The following is a 25,267-nucleotide window of genomic DNA, read 5'->3' on the forward strand; positions in this document are numbered from 1 at the left end:
ATGTCGTCATCATCGTCCCCTCAGGCGCTTTGCGCGTTCATGAGCTGACGCCCAACGGGCAACTGCCGCAGGCGCGTACCGGTGGCCGCATAGATCGCGTTGGTCACCGCCGGCGCGAGCGCCGCCGTGCCCGGCTCGCCGATTCCGCCCGGCGCCTCGGTGCTCTGCACGATATGCACCTCGATCCGCGGGGCCTCGTCGATGCGCAGCACGCGGTAATCGGTGAAATTGTTCTGCGTGACGCGCCCACGCTCGATCGTGACCTCACCCCAGAGCACCGCCGAAATCGCGAACACCACGCCGCCCTGGACCTGCGCCTCGATCGTCTCCGGGTTCACGCTCATGCCGCAGTCGACCGCGCACACCACGCGGTTCACGCGCACCTCGCCGTTCGTCACGGTGACGTCGGCGACCATCGCAAAGTAGCTGCCGAACGCGTGCATCACCGAGACGCCGCGCCCCTGCCCCTTGGGCACGGGCGGTCCCCAGTTCGCGGCGCGCGTCGCCACGTCGAGCACGTTGAGCGCGCGCGGCGTCTTGCCGAGCAAGTTGCGCCGGTAGAGCACGGGATCGGTCTTCGCGGCCACGGCGCATTCGTCGATGAAGCTCTCCACCACGAAGGTGCCGCGCGTCGGCCCCACGCCGCGCCAGAACGCCGTGGGCACCGTGTGCGGTTCCTGACGCACGTAGTCGACGAGCTGGTTCGGCAAGTCGTAGGGCAGATCGGAGGCCACCTCCACGGCGTCCGGATCGAGGCCGTTCTTGAACACCGGCGGCGCGAAGCGCGCGATGATCGACGAGCCCACGATCCGGTGCTGCCACGCCACCGGCTTGCCGTTGGCGTCGAGCCCCGCCGAGATGCGGTCGTAGTAGTACGGCCGGTACATGTCGTGCTGAATGTCCTCCTCGCGGGTGTAGAGCACCTTGACCGGCGCATTCACGGCTTTGCCGACCTTGAGCGCCTGCGTGATGTGATCCACTTCGAGACGCCGCCCGAAGCCGCCGCCCAGCAGATGGTTGTGCACGACGATCTGCTCGGGCTTGAGGCCGGTGACGGCCACGCCCGCGTCCACGGTGCGCGTGGGCACCTGGGTGCCCACCCAGATCTCGCAGGCGTCGGCGCGCACGTGCACGGTGCAGTTCATCGGCTCCATGGTGGCGTGCGCGAGAAAGGGCTGCTGGTAGACGGCATCGACACGCGTTTTCGCGGCGCCGAATGCCTGCTGCACGTCGCCGTCCTTGCGCGCCACGGCGCCTTGCCCGTTCTGCGCGGCCTCGGCCAGCTCGCCAACAATCTGCCGCATCGAAAGTTGCGCCGCCGCGCCCTCGTTCCATTCGATGACGAGCGCCGCCGCGCCGCGTTTCGCGGCCCACGTATGCGCGCCGATCACGGCCACGGCGTTGTCGACCTTCACGATCTGCGTGACGCCGGGGATCTGCTTCGCGTGCGTGTCGTCGACGCGCGCGAGCGTGCCGCCGAACACCGGGCAGTTGACGATGGCCGCGTAGACCATGCCGGGCAGCCGCACGTCGAGGCCGAAGAGCGCGCTGCCGTCCACCTTCTCGGGCGAGTCGAGCCGCTTCGTGGGCTTGCCGATCAGCGTGAAATCCTTCGGCGCCTTGAGCGGGACGTTCTGCGGCAGTGGCACCTTCGCCGCTGCGTCCACGAGCGAGCCGTACGGCGCGCGCCTTCCGCTTGCGTCGTGCAGCACTTCGCCGTTCTTCGCGTGACAAGTGGCGGGATCGACCTGCCATTGCTGCGCGGCCGCCGCGATCAGCACGACGCGCGCCGTCGCACCCGCGCGGCGCAGCGGTTCCCAGGCGTAGCGGATCGAGGTCGAGCCGCCCGTGAGCTGGCCGCCGAGCAGCGGGTCGAAAAAGAGCTTCGCGTCGGGCGGCGCGTGATCGATCGTCACGCTGTCGAGCGGCACTTCGAGTTCCTCGGCGATCAGCATCGGCAGCGATGTATAGGTGCCCTGCCCCATCTCCACCTTCGGCATGATGAGCGTGACCTTGCCCGCGCGGTCGATCTGCACGAACGCGTTCGGCTCGAACACGCCTGGCTGCGGCGCCTCATTGCCGTCGCCGCCGATCACCGACTTGCGCGCTGCATTCGCGTCCGTGGTGTCGCCTTGCCCGAGCGCCCCCACGCTGAAGCCAAGCAGCAGCCCGCCGCCCGCCGCCGCGCCGAGCTTGAGGAACGTCCGGCGAGAAACGCCCGCGCTGCCCGCGGCGCGCGCGGCTCCGGCGCCCTTGCCTGCCTCGATGAGACCTTGCGACATATCAGGCCTCCTTCGCGGCTTGCTTGATGGCCGCGCGGATGCGCGTGTAGGTGCCGCAACGGCAGATGTTGCCCGCCATGGCGGCATCGATGTCGGCGTCGCTCGGGTTCGCGTTCGCGGCGATGAGCGCCGCCGCCGACATCACCTGCCCCGACTGGCAGTAACCGCACTGCACCACGTCCAGATCGCGCCAGGCCTTCTGGACCTTCTGCCCGGCGGGCGTGGCGCCCACGGCTTCGATCGTCGTGATCTTGCGGCCTTCGAGCGCCGCGACGGGCAGCACGCACGAGCGCGCGGCCTCGCCGTCGAGATGCACGGTGCATGCGCCGCATTGCGCAATGCCGCAGCCGAACTTGGTGCCCGTGAGGCCGACGATGTCGCGCAGAACCCAGAGCAGCGGCATGTCGGGCGGCGCATCGATCGTGTGTGTCTCGCCATTGATGGTTAACGTCGTCATGAGGCGGCTCTCCGATGTGGGGATTGGTCAGTGCAAGCAATCAATCGAAGGCCATGCCAAGGCGTTGTTCCTGCACGCGACTCAAATGCGCGGCACGCTGGCACGAAAATGGCCATTCGAGGACCGGCCGAGTGTAGCGCCGCCGCGCGAGGCGTGCAGGCAGGCTGTTGCGAGCGCCGCTTGTGCTTGTCTCAGGCACGCCGGATGACTCACGCCACATGAGTCACGCCGCTTCACTCACGCCATATCCGGCACGCGATATCCGGCACGCCATGGCAGGCGCGCTGCATCATAGCCACGCGCGCCGCCCCGTTGCGCTACCATCGTCGGCATGGGCGCGCGGCTTGTGCGCCGCGCGATGTCGAACACAATCCAGGAGCCGCCACGATGGACGAAGTCCGCGCAATCCAGTTCCTCTCCGAAGTCCGCAAGCCGCTCCTCACGCTACACAAGGCGATCCTCGATCACGAGCGCGCCGAGTACGAACGCGAGTTCGGCCCGACGACGCCGGCCGCCTTCCTGCAGGTGTTGATCAACGGCTCGGGGTTCCGCTGGCTCATGCCGCTCTCGACGGTGATCGCCAACGTCGACGAAACGCTCGATGCGAAGGACGCAAAAGCCGAAGACCGCGTGGGCGCCGCCGAAGGGGTGGCCGGCCTCTTTGCGGGCGAGGAGTCGGAGGAATTTTTCGAGCGCTATCAGGCGCTCCTGCAAAAGAGCCCCGAAGTGCTGCACCAGCACGGCGCGGTTGCGAAACTGCTGAACGGCATCAAGAACTGAGCGCGCGCTGAAGGCGGCGCGCTTTTGCGCGTCATGCTTCGCGCGCCGGCTTGCGCCGCGCGGGCACGCCGCCTCCCTCATTCCCACCGTTGCCACCGTTTGCGTGGTTCGTGCGTGGCTTTGCCCTGGCGGCGTTCAAGCGCCGCCACAGCGTCGTCTTGCTGATGCCGAGCTGCGCGCACACGCGGTCGCGGTCGCCGCCGTGCGCCTCGAGCGCCGCGCGGATCTCGTCGGCTTCCACCGTCAGGCTGCGTTCGCGCAAGGTGAGCGGCTGATCGGCCACGTCAGCCGCATCGGCGCCATCGTCCTGCAACGCCTCGACGGTCCTCGCAGCGCTCGCGCGCGCCGCGCCGCCACGAAGCTCGAACACCTCCGGCGCAATCGCGCGCAGCACCTCGGGCGTGAGCACGTCCACGTCCGAATCCGCGAGCTCCACCACCATCCGCTCCACCACGTTCTGCAATTCGCGCACGTTGCCGGGCCAGCCGTGACGCGCGAGCGCCTCGCCCAACGGCGCCAGCGCGCGCATGGCATCGTCCTGCGTGCGGATGCGCAGCGCCACGCGCGGCTCGCGGCGCGCCGACTGCAGCAGCAGTTCAGCGGCGAGCGGCACGATGTCGGCGCCGCGCTCGCGCAGCGGCGGAATCGCCAGATTCAGGATGTTCAGTCGATAGAACAGGTCCGCGCGGAATTCGCCCGACTCGATCTGCTCGGTGAGCGCGCGGTGCGTGGCCGCCACCACGCGCACGTCCACGCGCGTGGGCTCGGTCGCGCCCAGCCGCACCACTTCGCGCTCCTGCAGCACGCGCAAGAGGCGGCTTTGCAGCGGCAGCGGCATCTCGCCGATCTCGTCGAGAAAGAGCGTGCCGCGGTGCGCCGCCTCGATCAGCCCGACCTTGCCGCCGCGCCGCGCGCCCGTGAACGCGCCTTCCTCGTAGCCGAACAGCTCGCTCTCCAGCAGTGCCTCCGGAAACGCGCCGCAGTTGATCGCCACGAACGGGAAATCGCGCCGCGCGCTCTCGCGATGGATGCCCTGCGCGACCATCTCCTTGCCGGTGCCGCTTTCGCCGCGGATCAGCACGGTGGCGTCCGAGCGGGCGTAGCGCTGCGCGAGCTGGCGCACACGCGCGATGCCCGGCGTCGCGCCACTCAGGTCGCCCAGCCGGTAGCGCGCCACGAACTGCTGGGTGCGCTGGCGCGAGCGCAAGGTGCGGTCGAGGCGCTCCACCGCGCGTGACTCCTGAAACGTGAGCACGGCGCCCGTGGTCACGCCGTTGTCGACGAGCGGCCCGCGATGCACGACGTAGCTCACGCCGCGCACGGTTTCGAGCGATTCGCCATCGGCGTCGGGCAGCGTGAAGGCGATGTCGGGCGCGAGGTCTTCGAGCAGGCGGCCCCCGGCCGCCGCCGGATCGATGCCGAGCACGCCGGCGAGGCGCTGGTTGATCGCCTCCACGCGCCCATTCGCGTCGAGCGCCACCACGCCATCGCGCAAATGCTGCAGCACGCTGTCCAGACGCTGACGCCGCTGTGTTTCGCGCCACGTGGCCTGCACGACTTCGAGCGCGTTGTCGAAGGCCGCACGCACGGACGAGCGCGAATAGACGAAGAACGGCGCGAGCCCGAGCCGAGCCGCGAGGTCGTTCACATGCCCTGGGCCCACCACCGCGCCCACGCCCCGGTCGCGCAGGTCCAGCACGCAGGCCTCGGCGTCCTGCACGGTACGATACGAGGCGAACACCACGTCCAGGCCATACGCACTCGCGAAGCGCCGCACTTCGGAGGGCGTCTCGCCATAGGTCACGAGCGCGACGAGGTCGGCCTCGCGGCGCGCACGGGCGAGCGCCTGCATCACGTCGAAGCCGGTAGGCTGCACGAGCACCACCGGCAGGTCGATGCGCGCCTTCAGGTAGGTGCCGTTCGAGCCCGCCGCCACGACCACGTCGGGTCGCTGGTTCGGCGGCGCGGCGGCGATTTCGGCGGCGGCTTCCTCGAAGCCGCGCGGAACCACGCGCAGGTCGGCCAGGCCGTCGTATTCGCCGGCGATGTCGCGGAACAGGTCGCGCAGGCGGCTGATGCCCATGGCCCAGACGCGCGGGCGGAATTCGGAGGCGGAGGGAAAGCGGTTCATGAGACTGCGGCTCGGATTTTCATCGACATTTCATTATCGCGCCTGAATTTCAAATTTGAAATCGCAATTTCAAACTGGAAATCGGGGCGGGAAGCGCACGAAAGTCTATCCGGCGCAAAATCAACGGATTAGCGACACCATCACAAGCTGGCACGGTAACTGCAGTACCAGCCCCGTTCCTTCGGAGACTCGCACATATGAACACGAAATCCCCCGCAAGCGCCGGCGCGAAATTCCGCGCGGCCGTGGCCACCGAACAACCGCTGCAGGTCGTGGGCGCCATCACCGCCTATGCCGCCAAGCTCGCCGAGCAGACCGGCTTCAAGGCCGTGTACCTCTCGGGCGGCGGCGTGGCCGCGAACTCGCTCGGCGTGCCGGACCTCGGCATCAGCACCATGGACGACGTGCTGATCGACGCGCGCCGCATCACCGACGCCGTGGACATCCCGCTGATGGTCGACATCGACACCGGCTGGGGCGGCGCCTTCAACATCGCGCGCACGATCAAGTCGTTCATCAAGGCCGGCGTCGCGGCCGTGCACCTCGAAGACCAGGTGGGCCAGAAGCGCTGCGGGCATCGCCCGGGCAAGGAAGTCGTTGCAACCGACGAGATGGTGGACCGCGTGAAGGCCGCAGTGGACGCGCGCACCGACGACGGCTTCGTCATCATGGCGCGCACCGACGCGGCCGCCGTGGAAGGCATCGACGCCGCCATCGAGCGCGCGGTAGCCTACGTGGAAGCGGGCGCCGACATGATCTTCCCCGAAGCCATGAAGACGCTCGACGACTACCGCCGCTTCCGCGCTGCGGTGAAGGTGCCGATCCTCGCGAACCTCACCGAGTTCGGCTCGACTCCGTTCTTCACGACCGAAGAGCTGAAGAGCGCCAATGTGGACATCGCGCTCTACTGCTGCGGCGCCTACCGCGCGATGAACGCGGCGGCGCTGAACTTCTACGAGACCGTCAAGCGCGATGGCACCCAGAAAGCCGCCGTCTCGACGATGCAAACGCGCGAGGACCTCTACAAGTACCTCGGCTATCACGCATACGAAGACAAGCTCGACGCGCTGTTCGCCGCGAAGAAATAACCGCACCCCATTCAGAACATTAGTGAGAGGACGACACCATGAGCGAAACCGATAACACCACGCAGGCCGCAGGCGGCTTCAAGCCGAAGAAGTCTGTCGCGCTGTCCGGCGTGACGGCGGGCAACACCGCGCTGTGCACCGTGGGCCGCACCGGCAACGACCTGCACTACCGCGGCTACGACATTCTCGACCTCGCCACCGCGTGCGAGTTCGAGGAAGTCGCCTACCTGCTCGTGCACGGCAAGCTGCCGAACACGGCCGAGCTGGCCGCCTACAAGACCAAGCTCAAGGCGCTGCGCGGCCTGCCCGCGAACGTGAAGGCGGCGCTCGAATGGGTGCCGGCCTCGGCGCACCCGATGGACGTGATGCGCACCGGCGTTTCGGTGCTCGGCACCGTGCTGCCGGAGAAGGACGACCACAACCTGCCCGGCGCGCGCGATATCGCCGACCGCCTGATGGCCTCGCTCGGCTCGATGCTGCTGTACTGGTATCACTACTCGCACAACGGCAAGCGCATCGAAGTGGAAACCGACGACGACTCGATCGGCGGCCACTTCCTGCACCTGCTGCATGGCCGCGAGCCCTCGAAGTCGTGGGTGGACGCGATGCATGTTTCGCTGAACCTCTACGCGGAGCACGAGTTCAATGCCTCGACCTTCACGGGCCGCGTGATCGCGGGCACGGGCTCGGACATCTATTCGGCCATCACCGGTGCGATCGGCGCGCTGCGCGGTCCGAAGCACGGCGGCGCCAACGAAGTCGCGTTCGAGATCCAGTCGCGCTACGAGACGCCGGACGAGGCCGAAGCGGACATCCGCCGCCGCGTGGAAGCGAAGGAAGTCGTGATCGGCTTCGGCCATCCGGTCTACACGATCTCGGACCCGCGCAACAAGGTCATCAAGGAAGTCGCGAAGAAGCTCTCGAAGGAGCAGTCGAACCTGAAGCTGTTCGACATCGCCGAGCGCCTCGAATCGACGATGTGGGACGTCAAGAAGATGTTCCCGAACCTCGACTGGTTCAGCGCCGTGTCGTATCACATGATGGGCGTGCCGACGGCCATGTTCACGCCGCTCTTCGTGATTTCACGCACGGCAGGCTGGAGCGCGCACATCATCGAGCAGCGCATCGACAACAAGATCATCCGCCCGAGCGCCAATTACACGGGTCCGGAGAATCTGAAGTTCGCGCCGATCGGCAAGCGCTGATCGCTAAACGTTAGCCTGTCGGCCTGAGTTAGTGCTTTAGCACTTACTCAGGCCCCATGCAAAGCATTGGCTAGACGATACCGGAGGCGATGCGTCGTACAGTGACGACGTCGCCTCCGTCGACCGGAGCCAGCGCGCAAGCACTTCGCGCGCCGGTCCCCTGCAACACCCCGCTTACAACCTCATTGGTCCCCACAGCCGTGAATACCGCCTACCGCAAGCCCCTTCCCGGCACCCGGCTCGATTACTTCGACGCGCGCGAAGCCGTCGATGCCATCCAGCCCGGCGCCTGGGACACGTTGCCGTACACCTCGCGCGTGCTCGCCGAAAACCTCGTGCGCCGCTGCGACCCGGCTACGCTCACCGATTCGCTCAAGCAGCTCATCGAGCGCAAGCGCGAGCTCGACTTCCCTTGGTTCCCCGCACGCGTCGTGTGCCATGACATCCTCGGCCAGACCGCGCTCGTGGATCTCGCCGGCCTGCGCGACGCCATCGCGGATCAAGGCGGCGACCCCGCCAAGGTGAATCCGGTCGTGCCGGTGCAGCTGATCGTCGATCACTCGCTCGCCGTGGAATGCGGCGGCTTCGACCCGGACGCGTTCAAGAAGAACCGCGCGATCGAAGACCGGCGCAACGAGGACCGCTTCGACTTCATCAACTGGACGAAGAAAGCGTTCAAGAACGTCGACGTCATTCCTCCGGGCAACGGCATCATGCACCAGATCAATCTGGAGAAGATGTCACCCGTGATCCAGGCGCGCGACGGCGTGGCGTTCCCCGACACCTGCGTGGGCACGGACAGCCACACGCCGCACGTGGACGCGCTCGGCGTGATCGCGATTGGCGTGGGCGGCCTCGAAGCCGAGAACGTCATGCTTGGCCGCGCCTCGTGGATGCGCCTGCCCGACATCGTCGGCGTGGAGCTCAGCGGCAAGCGCCAGCCCGGCATCACCGCCACCGACATCGTGCTCGCCCTCACCGAGTTCCTGCGCAAGGAAAAGGTCGTGGGCGCGTATCTGGAGTTCCGTGGCGAAGGCGCGTCGAGCCTCACGCTCGGCGACCGCGCGACCATCTCGAACATGGCGCCCGAATACGGCGCCACGGCCGCGATGTTCTTCATCGACAACCAGACGCTCGACTATCTGCGCCTCACGGGCCGCGAGGAAGAGCAGGTCAAGCTCGTCGAAACGTATGCAAAGACCGCGGGCCTCTGGGCTGATACGCTCGCGAACGCGCAGTACGAGCGCACGCTCAAGTTCGATCTCTCGAGCGTCGTGCGCAACATGGCCGGCCCGTCGAATCCGCACAAGCGCCTGCCCACCTCGGCGCTGGCCGAGCGCGGCATCGCGGGCAAGTGGGAAGAAACGCCGGGCCAGATGCCCGACGGCGCGGTCATCATCGCCGCCATCACGAGCTGCACGAACACGAGCAACCCGCGCAACGTGATTGCCGCCGCGCTGCTCGCGCGCAATGCGAACGCGCGCGGCCTCACACGCAAGCCGTGGGTGAAGAGCTCGCTCGCGCCGGGGTCGAAGGCCGTCGAGCTTTACCTCGAAGAGGCCAACCTGCTGCCGGATCTGGAAAAGCTCGGCTTTGGCATCGTAGCGTTCGCGTGCACTACGTGTAACGGCATGTCGGGCGCGCTCGATCCGAAGATCCAGCAGGAGATCATCGACCGCGACCTGTACGCGACCGCCGTGCTCTCGGGCAACCGCAACTTCGACGGCCGCATCCATCCGTACGCGAAGCAGGCGTTCCTTGCCTCGCCGCCGCTCGTGGTCGCCTATGCGATTGCCGGCACGATCCGCTTCGACATCGAACAGGACTCGCTCGGCACGGACCAGGACGGCAAGGCGGTGTACCTGAAGGACATCTGGCCGAGCGATGAGGAAATCGACGCCATCGTTGCGCAGAGCGTGAAGCCCGAGCAGTTCCGCAAGGTCTACGAACCGATGTTCGCGGTTACGGCCGCCAGCGGTGAGACCACGGACCCGCTCTACGACTGGCGCGCGCAAAGCACCTATATCCGCCGTCCGCCGTACTGGGAAGGCGCGCTTGCGGGCGAGCGCACGTTGCAGGGCCTGCGCCCGCTCGCCGTGCTCGGCGACAACATCACGACCGACCACCTCTCGCCTTCCAACGCCATCATGGCGAACAGCGCGGCGGGCGAGTACCTGGCGAAGATGGGCCTGCCCGAAGAGGACTTCAACTCGTACGCGACGCACCGCGGCGACCACCTCACGGCGCAGCGCGCGACGTTTGCGAACCCCACGCTCATCAACGAGATGGCGGTGGTGGACGGCGCGGTGAAGAAGGGATCGCTCGCGCGCATCGAGCCGGAAGGCAAGGTCACGCGCATGTGGGAAGCCATCGAGACCTACATGGAGCGCAAGCAGCCGCTGATCATCATTGCGGGTGCGGACTACGGCCAGGGCTCGTCGCGCGACTGGGCGGCCAAGGGCGTGCGCCTTGCGGGTGTGGAGGTGATCGTGGCGGAAGGTTTCGAGCGCATTCACCGCACGAACCTGATCGGCATGGGCGTGCTGCCGCTGGAGTTCAAGGCGGGCACGAACCGCACGACGCTCGGCATCGACGGCACGGAGACCTACGACGTGATCGGCGAGCGCACGCCGCGCGCCGACCTCACGCTCGTGATTCACCGCAAGAACGGCGAACGCGTGGCGGTGCCGGTCACCTGCCGCCTCGACACGGCCGAAGAAGTCTCGATCTACGAAGCGGGCGGCGTGCTGCAGCGCTTCGCACAGGACTTCCTCGAGTCGTCGGAAGCAGCCTGACCAAACAGCCCCTCTCCCCTTGCGGGAGAGGGGTTGGGGAGAGGGGGGATGGTGGCCGCACCAAATCAAATCCAGTTCGCCAGGTTTCTGCGTAAAAACATGACAGACGCGGAACACCTACTCTGGCGCCACCTCCGTGCGCATCGCCTGTGCGGTCAGAAGTTCCGCAGGCAACAGCCCATCGGCCCCTATATCGTGGACTTCGTGCATTTCGGTGCGCGCCTGGTCATCGAAGCCGATGGCGGGCAACACAACGGCAGCGCCGACGACGCAGCGCGCGATGCCTGGTTGCAGAGCCGGGGCTTCACCGTGCTGCGCTTCTGGAACGACGAGATATTGCAGAACATCGAAGCGGTGCTCGAGGTGATCGTTGGAGAAGTTGCGAAAGGCGCCGCCCCCCCCTCTCCCCCTGCCCCTCTCCCTCCAGGGAGAGGGGAGTTCGTTGACATCATCGACACGGGATTCTCATGAGTCATATACCCCAGATCAAAATCCCCGCTACCTATATGCGTGGCGGCACCAGTAAAGGCGTGTTCTTCCGCCTCCAGGATCTGCCCGAAGCCGCGCAAACGCCCGGCGTTGCGCGCGACAAGCTGCTCATGCGAGTGATCGGCAGCCCCGACCCGTACGGCAAGCAAATCGACGGCATGGGCGGCGCCACGTCCAGCACCAGCAAAACCGTGATCGTCGCGAAGAGCAGCCGGCCCGGTCATGACGTCGACTATCTGTTCGGCCAGGTCGCCATCGACAAGGCCTTCGTCGACTGGAGCGGCAACTGCGGCAATCTTTCGGCCGCTGTGGGCCCGTTCGCGATCAGCGGCGGCCTGATCGACGCGAGCCGCATTCCCGAGAATGGCGTCTTCACCGTGCGCATCTGGCAGGCCAACATCGGCAAGACCATCGTCGCGCACGTGCCCATCACGAACGGCCAGGTGCAGGAAACCGGCGACTTCGAACTCGACGGCGTGACCTTCCCCGCCGCCGAAGTGCAGCTCGAATTCCTCGACCCCGCCGCCGAAGAAGAAGGCGCGGGCGGCGCGATGTTCCCCACCGGCCAGCTCGTCGACGACCTCGAAGTGCCGGGAGTCGGCACGCTCAAGGCCACGATGATCAACGCGGGCATCCCGACGATCTTCGTGAACGCCGAGGCCATCGGCTACACGGGCACCGAGCTGCAAGACGCGATCAACGGCGACGCCGAGGCGCTGAAGAAGTTCGAGACCATCCGCGCGCACGGCGCGCTGCGCATGGGCCTGATCAAGAACCTCGACGAGATCGCCACGCGCCAGCACACGCCGAAGATTGCCTTTGTCGCGAAACCTGTGGGCTATACGGCGTCGAGCGGCAAGCGCGTGGAAGCCGGCGACGTCGATCTGCTGGTGCGCGCGATGTCGATGGGCAAGCTGCATCACGCCATGATGGGCACGGCGGCCGTGGCAATCGGCACGGCGGCGGCCATTCCGGGCACGCTCGTGAATCTCGCGGCAGGCGGCGGCGAACGCAACGCGGTGCGCTTCGGGCATCCGTCGGGCACGCTGCGCGTGGGCGCGGAGGCGCGCCAGGAAGGCGGTGAATGGACGGTCACGAAGGCCATCATGAGCCGCAGCGCGCGCGTGCTGATGGAGGGGACGGTGCGGGTGCCGGGGGATTCGTTTTAAGAAGCGCTTTTAAGAAGCACGCTGCCTGCGCTGATTTAAAAAACGCCCTGATGCTGCGATGCATCAGGGCGTTTTTGCTTTACGCCAGTGCTTTTCCAGCTAAACAACCGGACCGGCCATGGATACATCAAAATGCGCATCAATCGATGCTATATTTTATGCCTGTACCTTGAGGGGTAACCATCATGCGCACCACCATCGCTCTCGACGACGACTTGATCGCCAAAGCCCAGGCCTATACCGGTCTGGAAGAAAAGTCTGCGCTCGTGCGCGAAGCCCTCAAAGCCCTGATCCAACGCGAGGCCGCGCGACGGCTTGCGAACCTTGGCGGCAGTCAGCCCGGCATCGTCGCAGCGCCGCGCCGACGGACGGATGTCGAATGATTCTGGTCGACACATCGATCTGGATCGACCATTTCAACGCCGCCGATCCCCTGCTGACGGGCCTGCTCGCAGACGAGCGCGTGCTCGCGCATGCTTACGTGATCGGGGAAATCTCGCTTGGCAGCCTGCGTGAGCGCGAGGTCGTCCTTGGCGCGTTACGCGACTTGCCAGCCGTGCCCATCGCCACGCCGGAAGAGACGTTCTATCTGATCGAACAAGCGCAGCTGTTCAATCGCGGCATTGGCTACGTGGATACCAGTCTGCTTGCGTCCGCCCGCCTGCAGCCGGGCGTCGCGATCTGGACGCGAGACAAGCGGCTCGGAAAGGTTGCGGGCGAGCTCGGCCTCGCCGCGCAAATCGGACAATAGAAACGCGGCGCCCTTGCGCCGCGATCGGAATCGGCGCGCTCAGCCCTGCGGCGACGTCGGCAAATACGGCATCGGATCGACCGGCTTGCCGTCGCGGCGCACCTCGAACAGCACCGCCACGCGGTCGTTGTTCTCGCTACCCATCTCCGCGATCTGCTGGCCCTGGTGGACCATGTCACCCGTCTTCACGAGCAGACGGCGGTTGTGTGAGTAGGCGGTGAGGAAGTCCTTGTTGTGCTGGACGATGATCAGGCTGCCGTACTCGTTCAGGCCCGTGCCCGCATACATGACCTTGCCGTCGGCGGCGGCGATCACCGGGTCGCCAGCCTTGCCCGCGATCTCGATGCCGCGCGTCGTGCCCGGCTCGAACGGCTCCACGACGCGGCCCTGCGCCGGCCACACCAGCGCCACGCTGCGCGCATGGCGCTTGACCTCGGCCGCGACCTCGCGGCCTTCCGCTGCGTCCGCCGCCGGACTCGCTGCGGCATTCGTGCTGCCTGCCTGAGCAGGCGCAGCGGCTTGCACCGTAATCGTCTGCTTCGAGACGAGCTTGAGCGACTGGCCGGCCCGCACATGGCTGGTGGGCTTGATGCCGTTCCATGCCGCCAGATCCTTGACCGAAACCTTATGGCTCGACGCGATCCGCAGCAGCGAATCGCCGCGGCGCACACGCACCCAGGTGGTTTTCGTGACGACGCGCGTGACCGGCGTGCTAGCGGCCTGTTGCTGGCTCGCCGCGGCATTGGTTGCAGTTGCCGTTGCGGCGGCACCCGAAGCGGGGCTCACCGCCGCCGACGGATCGGGCTGCGGCTGCGCAGGCGCCGGCTGCTGCTCGCCAACGTTTGCGCAAGCGCCCAGCAACGCGGCCAGGCCGAGCCCTGCGAGGCGCTGCCACAAGCGGCGTGTCAGCAGACTGTTGGCGCGCGGATCTGAACGATCCTCAAACATGATTGTTAATCTCCTGTCGACCAGAGTTGGCGCTTTAGCGCCTTACTCTGGTCCCATGCTTCGCGGTCGATCGGAGTAGCCGGACACTCCACAGCAGGCGAAGTGGCCAGGTCTGCAGCGTCATATCGCGCTCCCGCCCCACTCGCCGGCCCAAGCACCCGCGTCCGACCCGCTTCCATTTGCATCCAAAATGCACGCTTTGTCCGACAAAATCGGCCACTGTCGCGCAAAACTCAAGACGGCAATTCCGCTTTTATCTTGAAAACAGTCTGGCATTGTAAAACGCAATTCACATAGATCAGGCAGGCGACAACACTCTGATACAAATCTTAAAAAGATGCGTCATCTTCTCGCCTGCGCGGCCTGAAACGGCGCCAGATCCAGCCCTCATTTCATGACATATCGGCGCGCTGAACCAGAACTTAAGTCGTGGCGCCCACTGAAAGCCATTTGAAACTCATGTAGTATTGCGGCCGTCAAGCGTAAGACCCGGTCCGTGGGAACCTTGGCGCGCCAGTACAGGTCACTCCTGGGCCGCCGTTGTCCTCGTCGCTGTTTGCCGGGCCTTTGACTCCACGTGCCGCTCCGGCCTTGCGCAGGAGGCGGCGCTATCGCGGCCCCGGCGCTTGCGTCACATGGGCTTGAACCGTTGCTGCGCAACGGCTGCCCGAGTGGCAAGCCAAGGCAGTTGCCGTCGTCGAGCATCGCGCTCCGGCAACCTGCCGCCGCAGCGACCTTTTTTGCACGCGCCAGCACGGCCGTGCGCGCCACCCGGCCGTTTCCGGCCCGCTCGGCGCGCCGCGTCCGGTTGACGCCGGAGCCATGTCACAGTCATCCAATCGTCTCGTCGAACTCGACTTCTTTCGTGGCCTTGTCCTGTTGATCATCGTCGTCGACCACATCGGCGGCAGCATCGTCTCGCGCGTCACGTTGCACGCCTACGCGCTGTGCGACGCCGCCGAAGTGTTCGTGTTCCTCGGCGGCTTCGCCACGGCCACCGCCTGGGCCGCGCTCTGCGCGCGCCGAACCGAAGCCGTCGCGCGTCAGCGCTTCATCAAGCGTGCGTTCGAGATCTACCGCGCCTTCGTGGTCACCGCGCTGCTCATGCTGCTCGTGACGGCGGTCCTGGTCGCCTGCAACGTCGACGCGCCGAACCTCGCCACCACCGATCTCGACGATCTCACGCTCGCCCCCGCCGCGGCGCTGCGCGACATCGTGCTGCTGCGCCGCCAGCCGTATCTCGCCGGCGTGCTGCCGATGTACGCGTGCTTCGCGCTGGCCGCGCCGCTCGCCTTGCCGCTCGCGCGCACGCGGCCGTGGCTGCTGGCCGCGATCAGCCTTGCGCTGTGGGGCATCGCCCCGCATCTCACGCCATGGCTGCCGCATGTGGCCGACGTCAACTGGGACTTCAATCCGTTCGCCTGGCAATTGCTGTTCGTGGCCGGCGTGATCGCGCAGACGCAGCCGGTGTTCCAAAGCGTCACCGCGCAGCGCAAGCTCGGCGCCTTCGTGACGGCGCTCGCACTCGCCGTAGTCGCGGGGGCCGCCATCTACCGTCTGCATCTGGGCAACACCGCGCTCGATGGGGAGTTCAAGCGCAATCTCGCCTGGTTCCGCGCGATCAACTTCTTCGGCGTGGCCTGGCTCACCGCGCATGTGATCCGGCTCGGCTGGGCGAAGAAGCTCGCCGCCGCCCTGCCGTGGGTGGGACTCGTGGGCCGCAAGGGGCTACTCTCGTTCGTGGCCGGCGCGGTCATCTCGCTGACGGTCGACTCGCTGCTCTACTGGTACACCGACGGCTATCTGAACGTGCCGCTCGGCCTCGCCGCCGACGCCTTCGCGCTCACCGCGCTGCTTCTGGTTGCGCGCGCATCCGATCCGCTCAAGCGTCTGTTGCCCACGCGCGCGAAGGTGTCGGCCTGAGCGGACCGGACCGGCAACCACGCAAAGATCCGTCCGTTTCGCAGGCACGCCAAAGTCACAGACGAAACCGCGCGGCCTCGCGCGCGCGGATTTTTTCCGGACCCGTGCCTGCGCCGCTCGCCGCCATGCTTCCGGCGCGCACGGGCCACTGCTAGCATGGTGACCCCGCGCCGCTGACGCGCCTTCCTGACCGGCTCTCCTGCCATGCGCAGCTCCTCTCGCACCGCGCTGTTCGGCCCGCACCACGCTTCGCCTCGCGCGGCGCGTGCCGCAGTCCGTCTCACGGCGATCAAGGGCTTCAGCAATCGCAACGTCAATCGGCACAACGGGCTCAACGGGCTGATGAAAATCGCGCGCACCGCGCTGCTCGCGGCCCTCGCGACACTCACCACGCTCTTCGCCTACACCGCCCCCGCCGCGGCCAGCACGGTCGCGCTGCACAGCTTCCACGCAACGGCGCTCGGCCGCGAGTGGCCGTACGCGGTCTACCTGCCCACCGGCTATCGCACCGACGCGGCGCGCTATCCGGTGCTCTATCTCCTGCACGGCAACAATGGCGATGCGATGGACTGGGTCACGCAAGGCGACCTGCAGAACACCGTCGATACGCTGATCGCCCACCATGAGATTCCTCCGGTCGTGATCGTGATGCCGCAAGGCGGCACCGACTGGTACGTCGATCGCAAGGAAAAGATGGAGACGGCCTTCTTCGCCGACCTCATACCGGAGGTCCAATCGCATTTCGCGGTCGAGGACGAGCGCGGCGCGCGCGCGATCGGCGGCGTCTCGATGGGCGGATTCGGTGCCCTGCGCTACACGTTCGAGCACCCCGAGATGTTTTGCGGCACCTTCCTGCTCTCGCCGGCGATCTACTCGGGCGACCCGCCGCTGTCCTCGTCGGCGCGGCGCGTGGGTGTGTTCGGCGAGCACCAGTTCGACCCGCACATCTGGCGTGCGCTCAACTATCCGGCGCTATGGAGTGGCTATTTCGGACGGCCCTGGCGCGTGCCCATCTTCATCGCCTCGGGCGACGACGACCTCGTGATCCAGGCCGAGTCGTCGCTGCTTTACACACGCCTGCGCGAGGCGGGCAACCCCGCTGCGTTGCGCATCGTCGATGGCGGCCACGTCTGGCCCGTCTGGCGTGAGCTGTTGCCCGCCGCGCTCAAGTACACGCTCGCCTGCGTGCGCTAAAAGTGCCGCGCGGCGTCCGTGAGAACCGCGCTCCGCTCAAAGCCGTGCGCTGCTCATGAAAGCCGCCCGGCGTCCCGGAGAGCCCACGCCCGCAGGGCATGCGGCCACAGGCCTGAATCGCCGGCATCACTCCGCCCAGTTCACCCACAGCACCATCAGCACGGTCATGAGCGCCGGGCCGATGAAGATGCCGATCAGCCCAAAGGTCGCCGCGCCGCCCAAGATGCCGAACAGCACGAGCAGGAAGGGCAGGCGCGTCGAGTTGCCGATCAGCACGGGCCGCACGAAGTGCTCGGCGACGAACACCACCACGACGCCGCACACCGCGAGCGCGACGGCCCCGATGACCGAGCCTTGCACGACGAGCCACAGCGCCGCGCCGCAGAACACGACGGGCGCGCAGAACGGCAGCATCGCCGCGATGGCGGTGACGGTGCCGAGCAGCGCCGCATGCGGCACGCCGGTGAACATGTAGGCGATGCCGAGCAGCACGCCCTCGCCCAGCCCGACGACCACGAGACCCGTCACCGTCGCGCGCACGGCGGAGGCCATGCGCTGCAACAACTGCGCGCCATCCGCGCCGAACGCGCGGCGTGCGCCGCGCATCACGGTGCCGGAGAGCCTCGGCCCTGCCTGCAAGATCACGAACAGCGTGACGAGCATGAAGCCGAAGGTCATCGACGCATGCAGGGCGCGCGCGCCGAAATGCCGTCCGAACGTCACGAGGGCGTCGCTGTGCAGGCTCTTCATCGCGGGCGAGGCCTTGAGCGGCTGCGCGAGATTGGTCTGCCACCAGGCGCTCACCGAGTGGCTGCCGACTGGCAGCTGCGAGACGAAGTCGGGCACCGGCACGCCGTTCTCCTGGGCCGCGCGCACCCACAGGTAGAGCTCGTGGGCCTCTCCGCCCGCCTGAATCGCCGTGACCGTGATCGGCAGCACGACGAGCAGCGCGATGCCCACCGTGAGCAGCGTGGCGATCCACGTGGTGCGGCACTTGAACCAGTGGTGGCGCTCGATGGCCTGATAGGCCGGCCACAGCACGATGGCGACCACGCACGCCCAGGCCACGGCGGGCAGGAACTCGCGCACGACCCACAGCGCGAGCAGGACGAGCACGGCGAACAGCGCGGCGGAAGCGAAGCGCTGGTTTTTTTGCTCGTTTGCGGAGTTGGGAGCAGGCGGGCGATGAATCATGTAACCTCGTGAAAATTCGACAAGACGGCTCTTGCGGCGCAGCAAATCGGACCCGCAAGCAGATGCCGGCAGCTGGGTGTCCATCTAGCCGAGCCTACAGGCATTCGAACGCGAGGCGCGCCGGCATGGCGCAAAGCCGGCCCCGGACGAATCGTCAGGCCGCCAGCATACGGGCGGCGCACCGAAAACGCGAATCGCCAGCCGCCGCCTCAGGCCGCATTTCATCTGATTCGTGCCGGCTCCCGGCGTTCCAACCCCATCCCTCCAGGCCGATTTTCGTGTCGCGCTTTGCACAACACTGCGTTGCACAAATCCGGCATGTCGCGCCCTGACCGTCCGCAAACCCCCATTCCTTCGTTAATCGCATAGTGTCGCAGGGAGATTGTTGTCGTTTGTGGAATGGTGTTTCAACGGCGACACAATGGCACTTGGCGGCGCACAGGAATACAGTCCGGGCAAACCCCACTTACGGAGCCGACAATGAGAAAGAAAGCGTGTCTTGCGCTTGACGGAGCCAACGGTGAACGCATCGAAATCCTCGAACAAACGGATTCAGCGCTCGTGATCCGCTGGGTTGAACCCGGCCGTTGCCACTATGGCGAACAACGCTGGCGCCGGCGTTCGGCGCACACCTCGGGCACCTGCGCCGTCTCGCGCCGCAAGATTCGCCGCGGCGACGCCGTGTACAAGCCGGCCGAACGGCCGGCGCCGCTCAATGCCTCGGTGATGATCGCAGCGGAAGTGTTCGGCGACCTCGTCGCCAATGTGCCGTTGAGCGAAGCGGCCTGACTGAGTTCCTCCTCTCCGCGACGCGCTGTCTGACACACGACCGCCGCCGCTGCGGTAAGGTTGCAGAAGATGGCGCCGGCCGCGCACCTCTTGCGCGAGCGGCGCTTCGTCCCGCAACCGCCGCCACGCCTCTCGCACCCGTCATCTTTCGTCCAGCGAGCGCGCGGCGCCCCGAGAGGCCCGGCCATGGCTGAAGACACGTCCCCGCTCCCGTTCCCCGCGCAGTCCTTCTCGCTCGACGTGATGCTCGAAAAGTACGCCAAGGGCGACGAGCAAAGCGCCGACGACATCTATCGCCGCGTCGCCCACGGCGTCGCGCAAGCCGAGCCGCCCGCGCTGCGCGCCGAGGTGGAGGCGCGCTTCGTCGACAACCTGCGCCACGGCGCATTGGGCGCGGGCCGCATCATGAGCGCGGCGGGCGCCGGCATCGAAGCGACGCTCATCAACTGCTTCGTGCAGCCGGTGGGCGACAGCATCCAGGGCGTGGACGACGAAGGCCGCCCCGGCATCTACGTCGCGCTCTTGCAGGCCGCCGAGACCATGCGGCGCGGCGGCGGTGTCGGCTACAACTTTTCGGCGATCCGTCCGCGCGGCGCGCACGTCAAATCGACGGGATCGAGCGCCTCCGGGCCGTGCAGCTACATCGACGTGTTCGATGCCTCGTGCCGCACCGTGGAGAGCGCGGGCTCGCGGCGCGGGGCGCAAATGGCCGTGCTCGACTGCGATCACCCCGACCTGCCCGAGTTCATCGAGGCCAAGCATTCGAAGGGACGCTGGAATAATTTCAACGTTTCGGTGGCGGTGACCGACGACTTCATGCGCGCCGTCGAGAACGATGAAATCTGGCCGCTCGTGCATCGCGCCGCGCCCTCGCCCGCGCTGCGCGCGGCAGGCGACCTCAAGCAGCGCGAGGACGGCCTGTGGGTCTACGCGGAAAAGCGCGCCCGCGCGCTGTGGGACACCATCATGCGCTCGACCTACGACATGGCCGAGCCCGGCGTGGTGTTCATCTCGCGCATGAACGAGGACAACAACCTGCGCGCGCTGGAGAGCATCCGCGCGACCAATCCGTGCGGCGAGCAACCCCTGCCCGCCTATGGCTGCTGCAATCTCGGCCCGCTCGATCTCACGCGCTTCGTGCGCGAGCCGTTCGCGCAACTGCGCGGTGGCCAGCCGGCGTTCGACTGGGACGAGCTCGCCGCGCGCACGGCCACCCAGGTGCGCTTTCTCGACGACGTGCTCGACGTCACGCTCTGGCCGCTGCCCGAGCAGCAGGCGGAAGCGGCGGCCAAGCGGCGCATCGGGGTGGGCTTCACGGGCCTCGGCGACACGCTCGTGATGCTCGGCATCCGCTACAACTCGGACGCAGGCTGCGCGTTCGGCGCGCGGGTCGGCCGCACGATGCGCGACGCGGCGTACCGCGCGTCGGTGGCGCTCGCGCGCGAGCGCGGCGCGTTCCCGCTGTTCGATGCGAACACGTATCTCGCGGCCGGCACCTTCGCCTCGCGCCTGCCCGAGGACCTGCAGGCCGAGATCCGCGCGTACGGCATCCGCAACAGCCATCTGCTCTCGATCGCACCCACGGGCACCGTGAGCCTCGCCTTCGCCGACAACGCCTCGAACGGCATCGAGCCAGCGTTCTCGTGGACCTACCAGCGCACGCGCCGCATGGCCGATGGCAGCAACGAGACCTTCACGGTCGAGGACCACGCGTGGCGCGTCTATCGCGAGCTGGGCGGCGATGTCAACGCGCTGCCCGAGTATTTCGTGAGCGCGCTGCAGATGAGCGCGCAGGAGCACGTGGCGATGATGGCGGCCGTGCAGCCGTTCGTGGACACCTCGATCTCGAAGACGGTGAACGTGCCCGCCGACTATCCGTTCGAGGCCTTCGAGGACCTCTATCTCGACGCATGGCGGCGCGGGCTCAAGGGCCTTGCCACCTATCGGCCCAACGAGACGCTCGGCGCGGTGCTGCAGACGCTGCCCGCCGCCGGCGACGCGCTCGACGACGCCCAGAGCGACGTCCTGCTCGACCCCTTGCGCGTGGCGATCGACCATCGGCCCAAGGGCGAGCTGCCCGCCGTGATCGAGAAAATCGAATACCTCACGCAGACGGGCAAGGTCTCGCTCTATGTCGCCGTCTCGTTCCTCGAAGTGACGGGCCAGGTGGGCGGCGAATCGATGACGATCGAGCGGCCCATCGAATTTTTCATTCCCATCGGCCAGCGCGACGAGTCGCAACAATGGATCACGGCGACGATGCGCTCGCTCTCGCTCGCGGCGCGCGGCGGCTTCGTCGCGCGCAATCTGCAGGACTTGCGCAAGGTCTCGTGGGACCGCGGCCAGGTGCGCTATGGCGAGACCCAGCGGCTCGACGGCAAGCGCACGCCGCTGTGGCACGACTCCGAGGTGGCGGCCATCGCTTATGCGATCCAGCAGATCCTGCACCGGCGCGGCTTTCTGGACGCCGAGGGGCGCCAGGTGCCGTCGCGGCTGCTCGCGCAGCGGCGCGCCGAAGGCGCCGCGCGCGCAGGCGCAAGTCCTGTTGGCGAAGCCGATGCCGCAACGCGCGCGGGCGAGCGCGTGCTCGACGGCCCCAACGCGCTGCCCGCCGACGCGGCGCTCGCGGCGCCTCACGCGATGCTCGGCCGCAAATGCGGCTCGTGCGGCGCGAACGCCGTGATCCGGCGCGACGGCTGCGACTTCTGCACTGCCTGTGGGGAGATCGGAACCTGCGGTTAGCGGGGGCTGCCGCCGATGTCAAACGTTTGGCGTTAGACCGACAGATAAATCTGGGCTACTCTCGTTAAATCATAAGACTTGACGGAGGAGACCCCGTGCTCACGTCCGCCCAGGGCGACAGGGCCTGGACCATCGGCCTTGTGCGGCGCATTTACGTGCTCAGGACCCTCGGCTACGCGATGGGCGCGCTCCCCATGCTGTCCTTGCTGCACCTGCAGCACGCGCCGGCGTGGCTCCTCGTGGGCGTGCTGGTCGTCTGCCTCGTCTGGCCTCATGTCGCCTACCGGCTCGTGAGCCCTCCCCTTGGCGATGCGCCCCGCAAAGAGCGCTGGAACATGCTCGTCGATTCGGCCTTCGGCGGCTGGCTCGCCGTAGCCGTTCGTTTCGAGCCCGTCGCGACCATCGTCATCCTGTTGATGTTCGCGCTCGACAACATGGCGATCGGCGGATGGCCGCTCTTCGCCGCCGGGCTGGGCGCCAGTGCTGCCGGTCTGGTGGCCGGGGCGGCAACCTTCGGCATCGCCTTCTATCCGTTGAGCATGCGGGTCGCGCCGGTCTGGCTGCCGATCATCTGCGTCTATCCGCTGCTGTTTGCCAAAACGGCGCATGACGTCTCGGTGAAGCTGCTCGATCGCTCGCGCCGCATGCGCGAGCTGAGCGAATGCGACAGCCTGACCGGGCTCGCGAATCGTGCGGCGGTCAGCACGAGATTGCAGGCCCTGCTCGCGGCCCCCGGCCGCAACGGCGAAACCGTCCATGTCGTTTTCCTCGACCTCGATGCCTTCAAGACCGTCAACGATGCGCTCGGGCACAGCGTCGGCGACCAGTTGCTCGTCGAAGTCGCCGAGCGTCTGCGTGCCTGCGCCCGCCCGGGCGACATCGTCGGGCGCTATGGCGGCGACGAGTTCATCGTCGTGGCGCCTGGCAGGCGGGGCGAGACGGCGCGCTTCGATCTGCCCGACACCGTGCTCGCGGCAATGGCCAAGCCCGTGCTCATCGACGGGCATGAGCTCGTGGTCAGCGCGAGCGTCGGTGTCAGCGTGTTTCCCATGGATGCCTGCGATGCGCAAACGCTGATTCCGTGTGCGGACATGGCGATGTACGCGGCCAAGAATCGCGGCCGCAATTGCTGGGAACGCTATCGTCCCGAGATGCGCGCGGACGCCGACGCGAAGCTCATCCTCTCGGCACGTCTCAGAAGAGCGATCGAAGACGGCATGCTGCGCCTGCACTACCAGCCGCAGGTCGACATGCGTAATGGCCAGGTGCTCGGCGTCGAAGCGCTCGTGCGCTGGTACGACGAGGTTTATGGCGAGATCGCGCCGGCCGAGTTCGTCCCGATTGCGGAAAAGTCGGGCTTCGTCGCGAAGCTCGGCGAGTGGGTGCTCCAGGAGGCTTGTCGCCAGGCGGCCGTCTGGCGGCGCATGGGGATTGCGCCCGTGCGCATCGCGATCAACTTGTCGCCGCTGCAGTTGCAGCGCCCGAATATCGTGGAGACGTTTCAGGCCATCTTGCGCGAGACGGGCGTCGATCCGACGAAACTCGAACTCGAGGTCACCGAGACCGCGCTGATGCAGCAGCCCGACCTCGCCGTGCGGCGCCTCAACGAGTTTCGCGGCGCCGGCATCAGTGTGTCGGTCGACGATTTCGGCATGGGCTACTCGAGCCTGAGCCAATTGCGGGCGCTGCCGGTCGATCGCATCAAGATCGACAAGGCGTTCGTGCATCGCGTCGAGGAAAGCGACACGGGGGCGATCGTGAAGGCGATCGTCACGCTGGCGAGAGCGCTGGGGTTGTCCGTCATTGCCGAAGGCGTCGAGACGCTCGCGCAGCAGGAGTTTCTGCTGGCGCTCGGCTGCGTGGAAGCGCAGGGCTTCCGCTTCAGCAAGCCGCTCGATGCCGAGGGCATCACGCGCGTGCTCGCCGATGGCGGTCCGCTGCCGCGGCCGTCGCATACCGCGCGCGGCGATCAGGTTATTGTCTGAATCGCTTGCGGATATCATCGAGGCTGGAAACGTCGACTAGCAGCAGCGATCCGCTCGCCAAGCGAGACAATCAATGAATGAAACCATAAGAATCGAGCAGGATTCACGCGCCATCTGCGTAAAAGTACTGGAAGGCCCGCTGGAAAAATACCGCCGCGCCGTCTCCGTCACCATGACCCCTATTCGTTTTCGCCTGGACGGCGTCAAGGTCGATGGCCATCTCGAAGCGTATGGCGATTTTCAATCCCGCCAATCAATCGCCGATGATTTTCAATCGATCGCCGACACCGGCGGACGGGTGATCGCTGGCGTGTTCCAGTTGAAAGACGGGACCCACGAGTTAGGCTGGCTCCTTTCCGATAGTCGTCCCGTCATTTCAATCGCCTCGCGACAGGCAATGATTCAACGGTCCATCGCTTCCACACCGGCAACGCTGCGCTTCCTGACATGGGGCTCCCTGGTCGCCGTATTGGGCCTCTGGGCCGGCTTGCGCGTGGCCGACATCTCGAAGTTACTGAGTATCCTCCTGGCACTTTCAGGACTCCTGGGCGCCATTGCCGCGCTGTGGGCCCTGATCATGGGCATCGGCCAGCTTGGCACGCTCTACACGTGCCGTCGGCGCAAAGCCACACTCGATGCCATGGAGTCGGCACGGCTTCGCTACCAGGCCTCGACGCATTCGACGGATAGCGCGATGCGGGAAGGAGAGCTTCATGGCCGTTGAAATACCCAAATTCACGAGGATCGAGGGCCGCTTGAATAAAATCACATTGAGCGGAACGACCAAAGTCTATTGGCAATCCTTCATCTACCCCGCCACATATCAATTCAAAATCGGTCAACGCGACCTCGTGTTTTCCACGGGGACCTCGGACCGGGATTCAGCGCCCTTCCTGGCTGAAGGCGATCAGGTTGCCGTGGCCGTACTCGATGGCGCAAGCGACAACAACGATCCGCGGATGGTCTACGGCCTGTACAGTCTCGAAGACGAGTGCGGGTATGTCGCTCACTATCGCTGGATGAATGTGAAATCGAAAAACGCTGCGACCCGAATCGCTCCGAACAGCGAGTTCAAATATATCGGGGCAGTCTCGGCGCTATTGGGCGTTTCCTTCGCTATCGATTATGCACTTGCGAGGCCACTACTCTGGCCAGAAGCTGCCTGGCCGATCGCCAGCGTCGCAGCCGTATGGCTCCTGTGCACGACGCTGTTGTTGATCAAGCGCTGGCGCTGGAAGGTTTTCCATAGACCAACGAGGCGGCAACGTATCGTCGAGGAGATTTACCGCTGTCTGGACTTGGGCTCGCCCCATTGCCCGGACAAGAAAGTTCAGTCCGTCTGATG

At 66.6% G+C, this 25,267-nt stretch carries 20 protein-coding genes; 15 read left to right on the top strand and 5 right to left on the bottom strand.

Translation table 11 applies throughout. The features are described from left to right. Window positions 1–20: 20 nt before the first annotated feature. Both E1956_RS22735 and E1956_RS22740 read right to left on the bottom strand, forming a co-directional pair. The gene (locus tag E1956_RS22735) at window positions 21–2,282 is read right to left on the bottom strand and encodes a xanthine dehydrogenase family protein molybdopterin-binding subunit (RefSeq protein WP_134753132.1); all 2,262 of its coding nucleotides are present in this window, start codon (window positions 2,280–2,282) and stop codon (window positions 21–23) included. Between the two features lies 1 nt (window position 2,283). After that, a complete protein-coding gene (locus E1956_RS22740; protein ID WP_134753134.1) occupies window positions 2,284–2,739 on the bottom strand; it encodes a (2Fe-2S)-binding protein in 456 nt (151 codons plus the stop codon). A gap of 387 nt (window positions 2,740–3,126) precedes the next feature. Here E1956_RS22740 and E1956_RS22745 point away from each other — a divergent pair, with 387 nt between their 5' ends. Next, window positions 3,127–3,519, top strand: a complete 393-nt coding sequence (locus E1956_RS22745; protein ID WP_134753136.1) for a thioredoxin domain-containing protein — start codon at window positions 3,127–3,129, stop codon at window positions 3,517–3,519. A gap of 31 nt (window positions 3,520–3,550) precedes the next feature. On the opposite strand, the gene prpR is transcribed toward E1956_RS22745, so the two are convergent. Beyond that, a complete protein-coding gene (gene prpR, locus E1956_RS22750) occupies window positions 3,551–5,650 on the bottom strand; it encodes a propionate catabolism operon regulatory protein PrpR (protein ID WP_134753138.1) in 2,100 nt (699 codons plus the stop codon). A gap of 197 nt (window positions 5,651–5,847) precedes the next feature. Here prpR and prpB point away from each other — a divergent pair, with 197 nt between their 5' ends. The 7 genes from prpB to E1956_RS22785 all read left to right on the top strand — a co-directional run bounded on the left by prpB (window position 5,848) and on the right by E1956_RS22785 (window position 13,147). Further along, entirely contained in the window at window positions 5,848–6,738 is an 891-nt protein-coding gene (prpB, locus tag E1956_RS22755; protein ID WP_134753140.1) for a methylisocitrate lyase, read from the top strand. A gap of 38 nt (window positions 6,739–6,776) precedes the next feature. After that, entirely contained in the window at window positions 6,777–7,943 is a 1,167-nt protein-coding gene (gene prpC, locus E1956_RS22760) for a bifunctional 2-methylcitrate synthase/citrate synthase (protein ID WP_134753142.1), read from the top strand. 200 nt (window positions 7,944–8,143) lie between these two features. Then, the gene (acnD, locus tag E1956_RS22765) at window positions 8,144–10,738 is read left to right on the top strand and encodes a Fe/S-dependent 2-methylisocitrate dehydratase AcnD (protein ID WP_134753144.1); all 2,595 of its coding nucleotides are present in this window, start codon (window positions 8,144–8,146) and stop codon (window positions 10,736–10,738) included. A 48-nt stretch (window positions 10,739–10,786) separates the two neighbouring features. Then, the gene (locus tag E1956_RS22770) at window positions 10,787–11,209 is read left to right on the top strand and encodes an endonuclease domain-containing protein (RefSeq protein ID WP_134753146.1); all 423 of its coding nucleotides are present in this window, start codon (window positions 10,787–10,789) and stop codon (window positions 11,207–11,209) included. After that, window positions 11,206–12,396, top strand: a complete 1,191-nt coding sequence (gene prpF / locus E1956_RS22775; RefSeq protein ID WP_134753148.1) for a 2-methylaconitate cis-trans isomerase PrpF — start codon at window positions 11,206–11,208, stop codon at window positions 12,394–12,396. The genes E1956_RS22770 and prpF overlap by 4 nt, the downstream gene beginning before the upstream one ends. 185 nt (window positions 12,397–12,581) lie before the next feature. Then, complete coding sequence (locus E1956_RS22780) at window positions 12,582–12,779, top strand: type II toxin-antitoxin system VapB family antitoxin (protein ID WP_134753150.1); 198 nt, start codon at window positions 12,582–12,584, stop codon at window positions 12,777–12,779. Next, the gene (locus E1956_RS22785) at window positions 12,776–13,147 is read left to right on the top strand and encodes a type II toxin-antitoxin system VapC family toxin (RefSeq protein WP_134753152.1); all 372 of its coding nucleotides are present in this window, start codon (window positions 12,776–12,778) and stop codon (window positions 13,145–13,147) included. The genes E1956_RS22780 and E1956_RS22785 overlap by 4 nt, the downstream gene beginning before the upstream one ends. Window positions 13,148–13,186: 39 nt before the next feature. On the opposite strand, the gene E1956_RS22790 is transcribed toward E1956_RS22785, so the two are convergent. Then, the gene (locus tag E1956_RS22790) at window positions 13,187–14,095 is read right to left on the bottom strand and encodes a peptidoglycan DD-metalloendopeptidase family protein (RefSeq protein ID WP_134753154.1); all 909 of its coding nucleotides are present in this window, start codon (window positions 14,093–14,095) and stop codon (window positions 13,187–13,189) included. 822 nt (window positions 14,096–14,917) lie between these two features. Between E1956_RS22790 and E1956_RS22795 the strand changes: the two genes are divergently transcribed. Together E1956_RS22795 and E1956_RS22800 are read left to right on the top strand one after the other, a co-directional pair. Next, window positions 14,918–16,018 (top strand): OpgC domain-containing protein, encoded by a 1,101-nt coding sequence (locus E1956_RS22795; RefSeq protein ID WP_134753156.1) that lies wholly within the window; start codon window positions 14,918–14,920, stop codon window positions 16,016–16,018. 342 nt (window positions 16,019–16,360) lie between these two features. Next, a complete protein-coding gene (locus E1956_RS22800; RefSeq protein WP_134754763.1) occupies window positions 16,361–17,212 on the top strand; it encodes an alpha/beta hydrolase in 852 nt (283 codons plus the stop codon). A gap of 126 nt (window positions 17,213–17,338) precedes the next feature. Here E1956_RS22800 and E1956_RS22805 read toward each other — a convergent pair whose 3' ends face one another. Next, window positions 17,339–18,406 carry an AI-2E family transporter gene (locus tag E1956_RS22805; protein WP_134753158.1) on the bottom strand — a complete coding sequence of 356 codons (1,068 nt, stop codon included), beginning with the start codon at window positions 18,404–18,406 and terminating at the stop codon, window positions 17,339–17,341. Between the two features lie 480 nt (window positions 18,407–18,886). Here E1956_RS22805 and E1956_RS22810 point away from each other — a divergent pair, with 480 nt between their 5' ends. The 5 genes from E1956_RS22810 to E1956_RS22830 all read left to right on the top strand — a co-directional run bounded on the left by E1956_RS22810 (window position 18,887) and on the right by E1956_RS22830 (window position 25,265). Beyond that, window positions 18,887–19,195 carry a DUF3331 domain-containing protein gene (locus E1956_RS22810; RefSeq protein ID WP_134753160.1) on the top strand — a complete coding sequence of 103 codons (309 nt, stop codon included), beginning with the start codon at window positions 18,887–18,889 and terminating at the stop codon, window positions 19,193–19,195. Between the two features lie 186 nt (window positions 19,196–19,381). Further along, complete coding sequence (locus tag E1956_RS22815; protein WP_134753163.1) at window positions 19,382–21,937, top strand: adenosylcobalamin-dependent ribonucleoside-diphosphate reductase; 2,556 nt, start codon at window positions 19,382–19,384, stop codon at window positions 21,935–21,937. A 95-nt stretch (window positions 21,938–22,032) separates the two neighbouring features. Continuing rightward, the gene (locus tag E1956_RS22820; RefSeq protein WP_134753165.1) at window positions 22,033–23,922 is read left to right on the top strand and encodes a putative bifunctional diguanylate cyclase/phosphodiesterase; all 1,890 of its coding nucleotides are present in this window, start codon (window positions 22,033–22,035) and stop codon (window positions 23,920–23,922) included. A 73-nt stretch (window positions 23,923–23,995) separates the two neighbouring features. After that, window positions 23,996–24,646 (top strand): hypothetical protein, encoded by a 651-nt coding sequence (locus tag E1956_RS22825; protein ID WP_134753167.1) that lies wholly within the window; start codon window positions 23,996–23,998, stop codon window positions 24,644–24,646. Next, a complete protein-coding gene (locus tag E1956_RS22830) occupies window positions 24,636–25,265 on the top strand; it encodes a hypothetical protein (protein WP_134753169.1) in 630 nt (209 codons plus the stop codon). The genes E1956_RS22825 and E1956_RS22830 overlap by 11 nt, the downstream gene beginning before the upstream one ends. Window positions 25,266–25,267: the final 2 nt, after the last annotated feature.

The organism is Paraburkholderia pallida, from assembly GCF_004524855.1.
GTDB lineage: Bacteria > Pseudomonadota > Gammaproteobacteria > Burkholderiales > Burkholderiaceae > Paraburkholderia > Paraburkholderia oxyphila.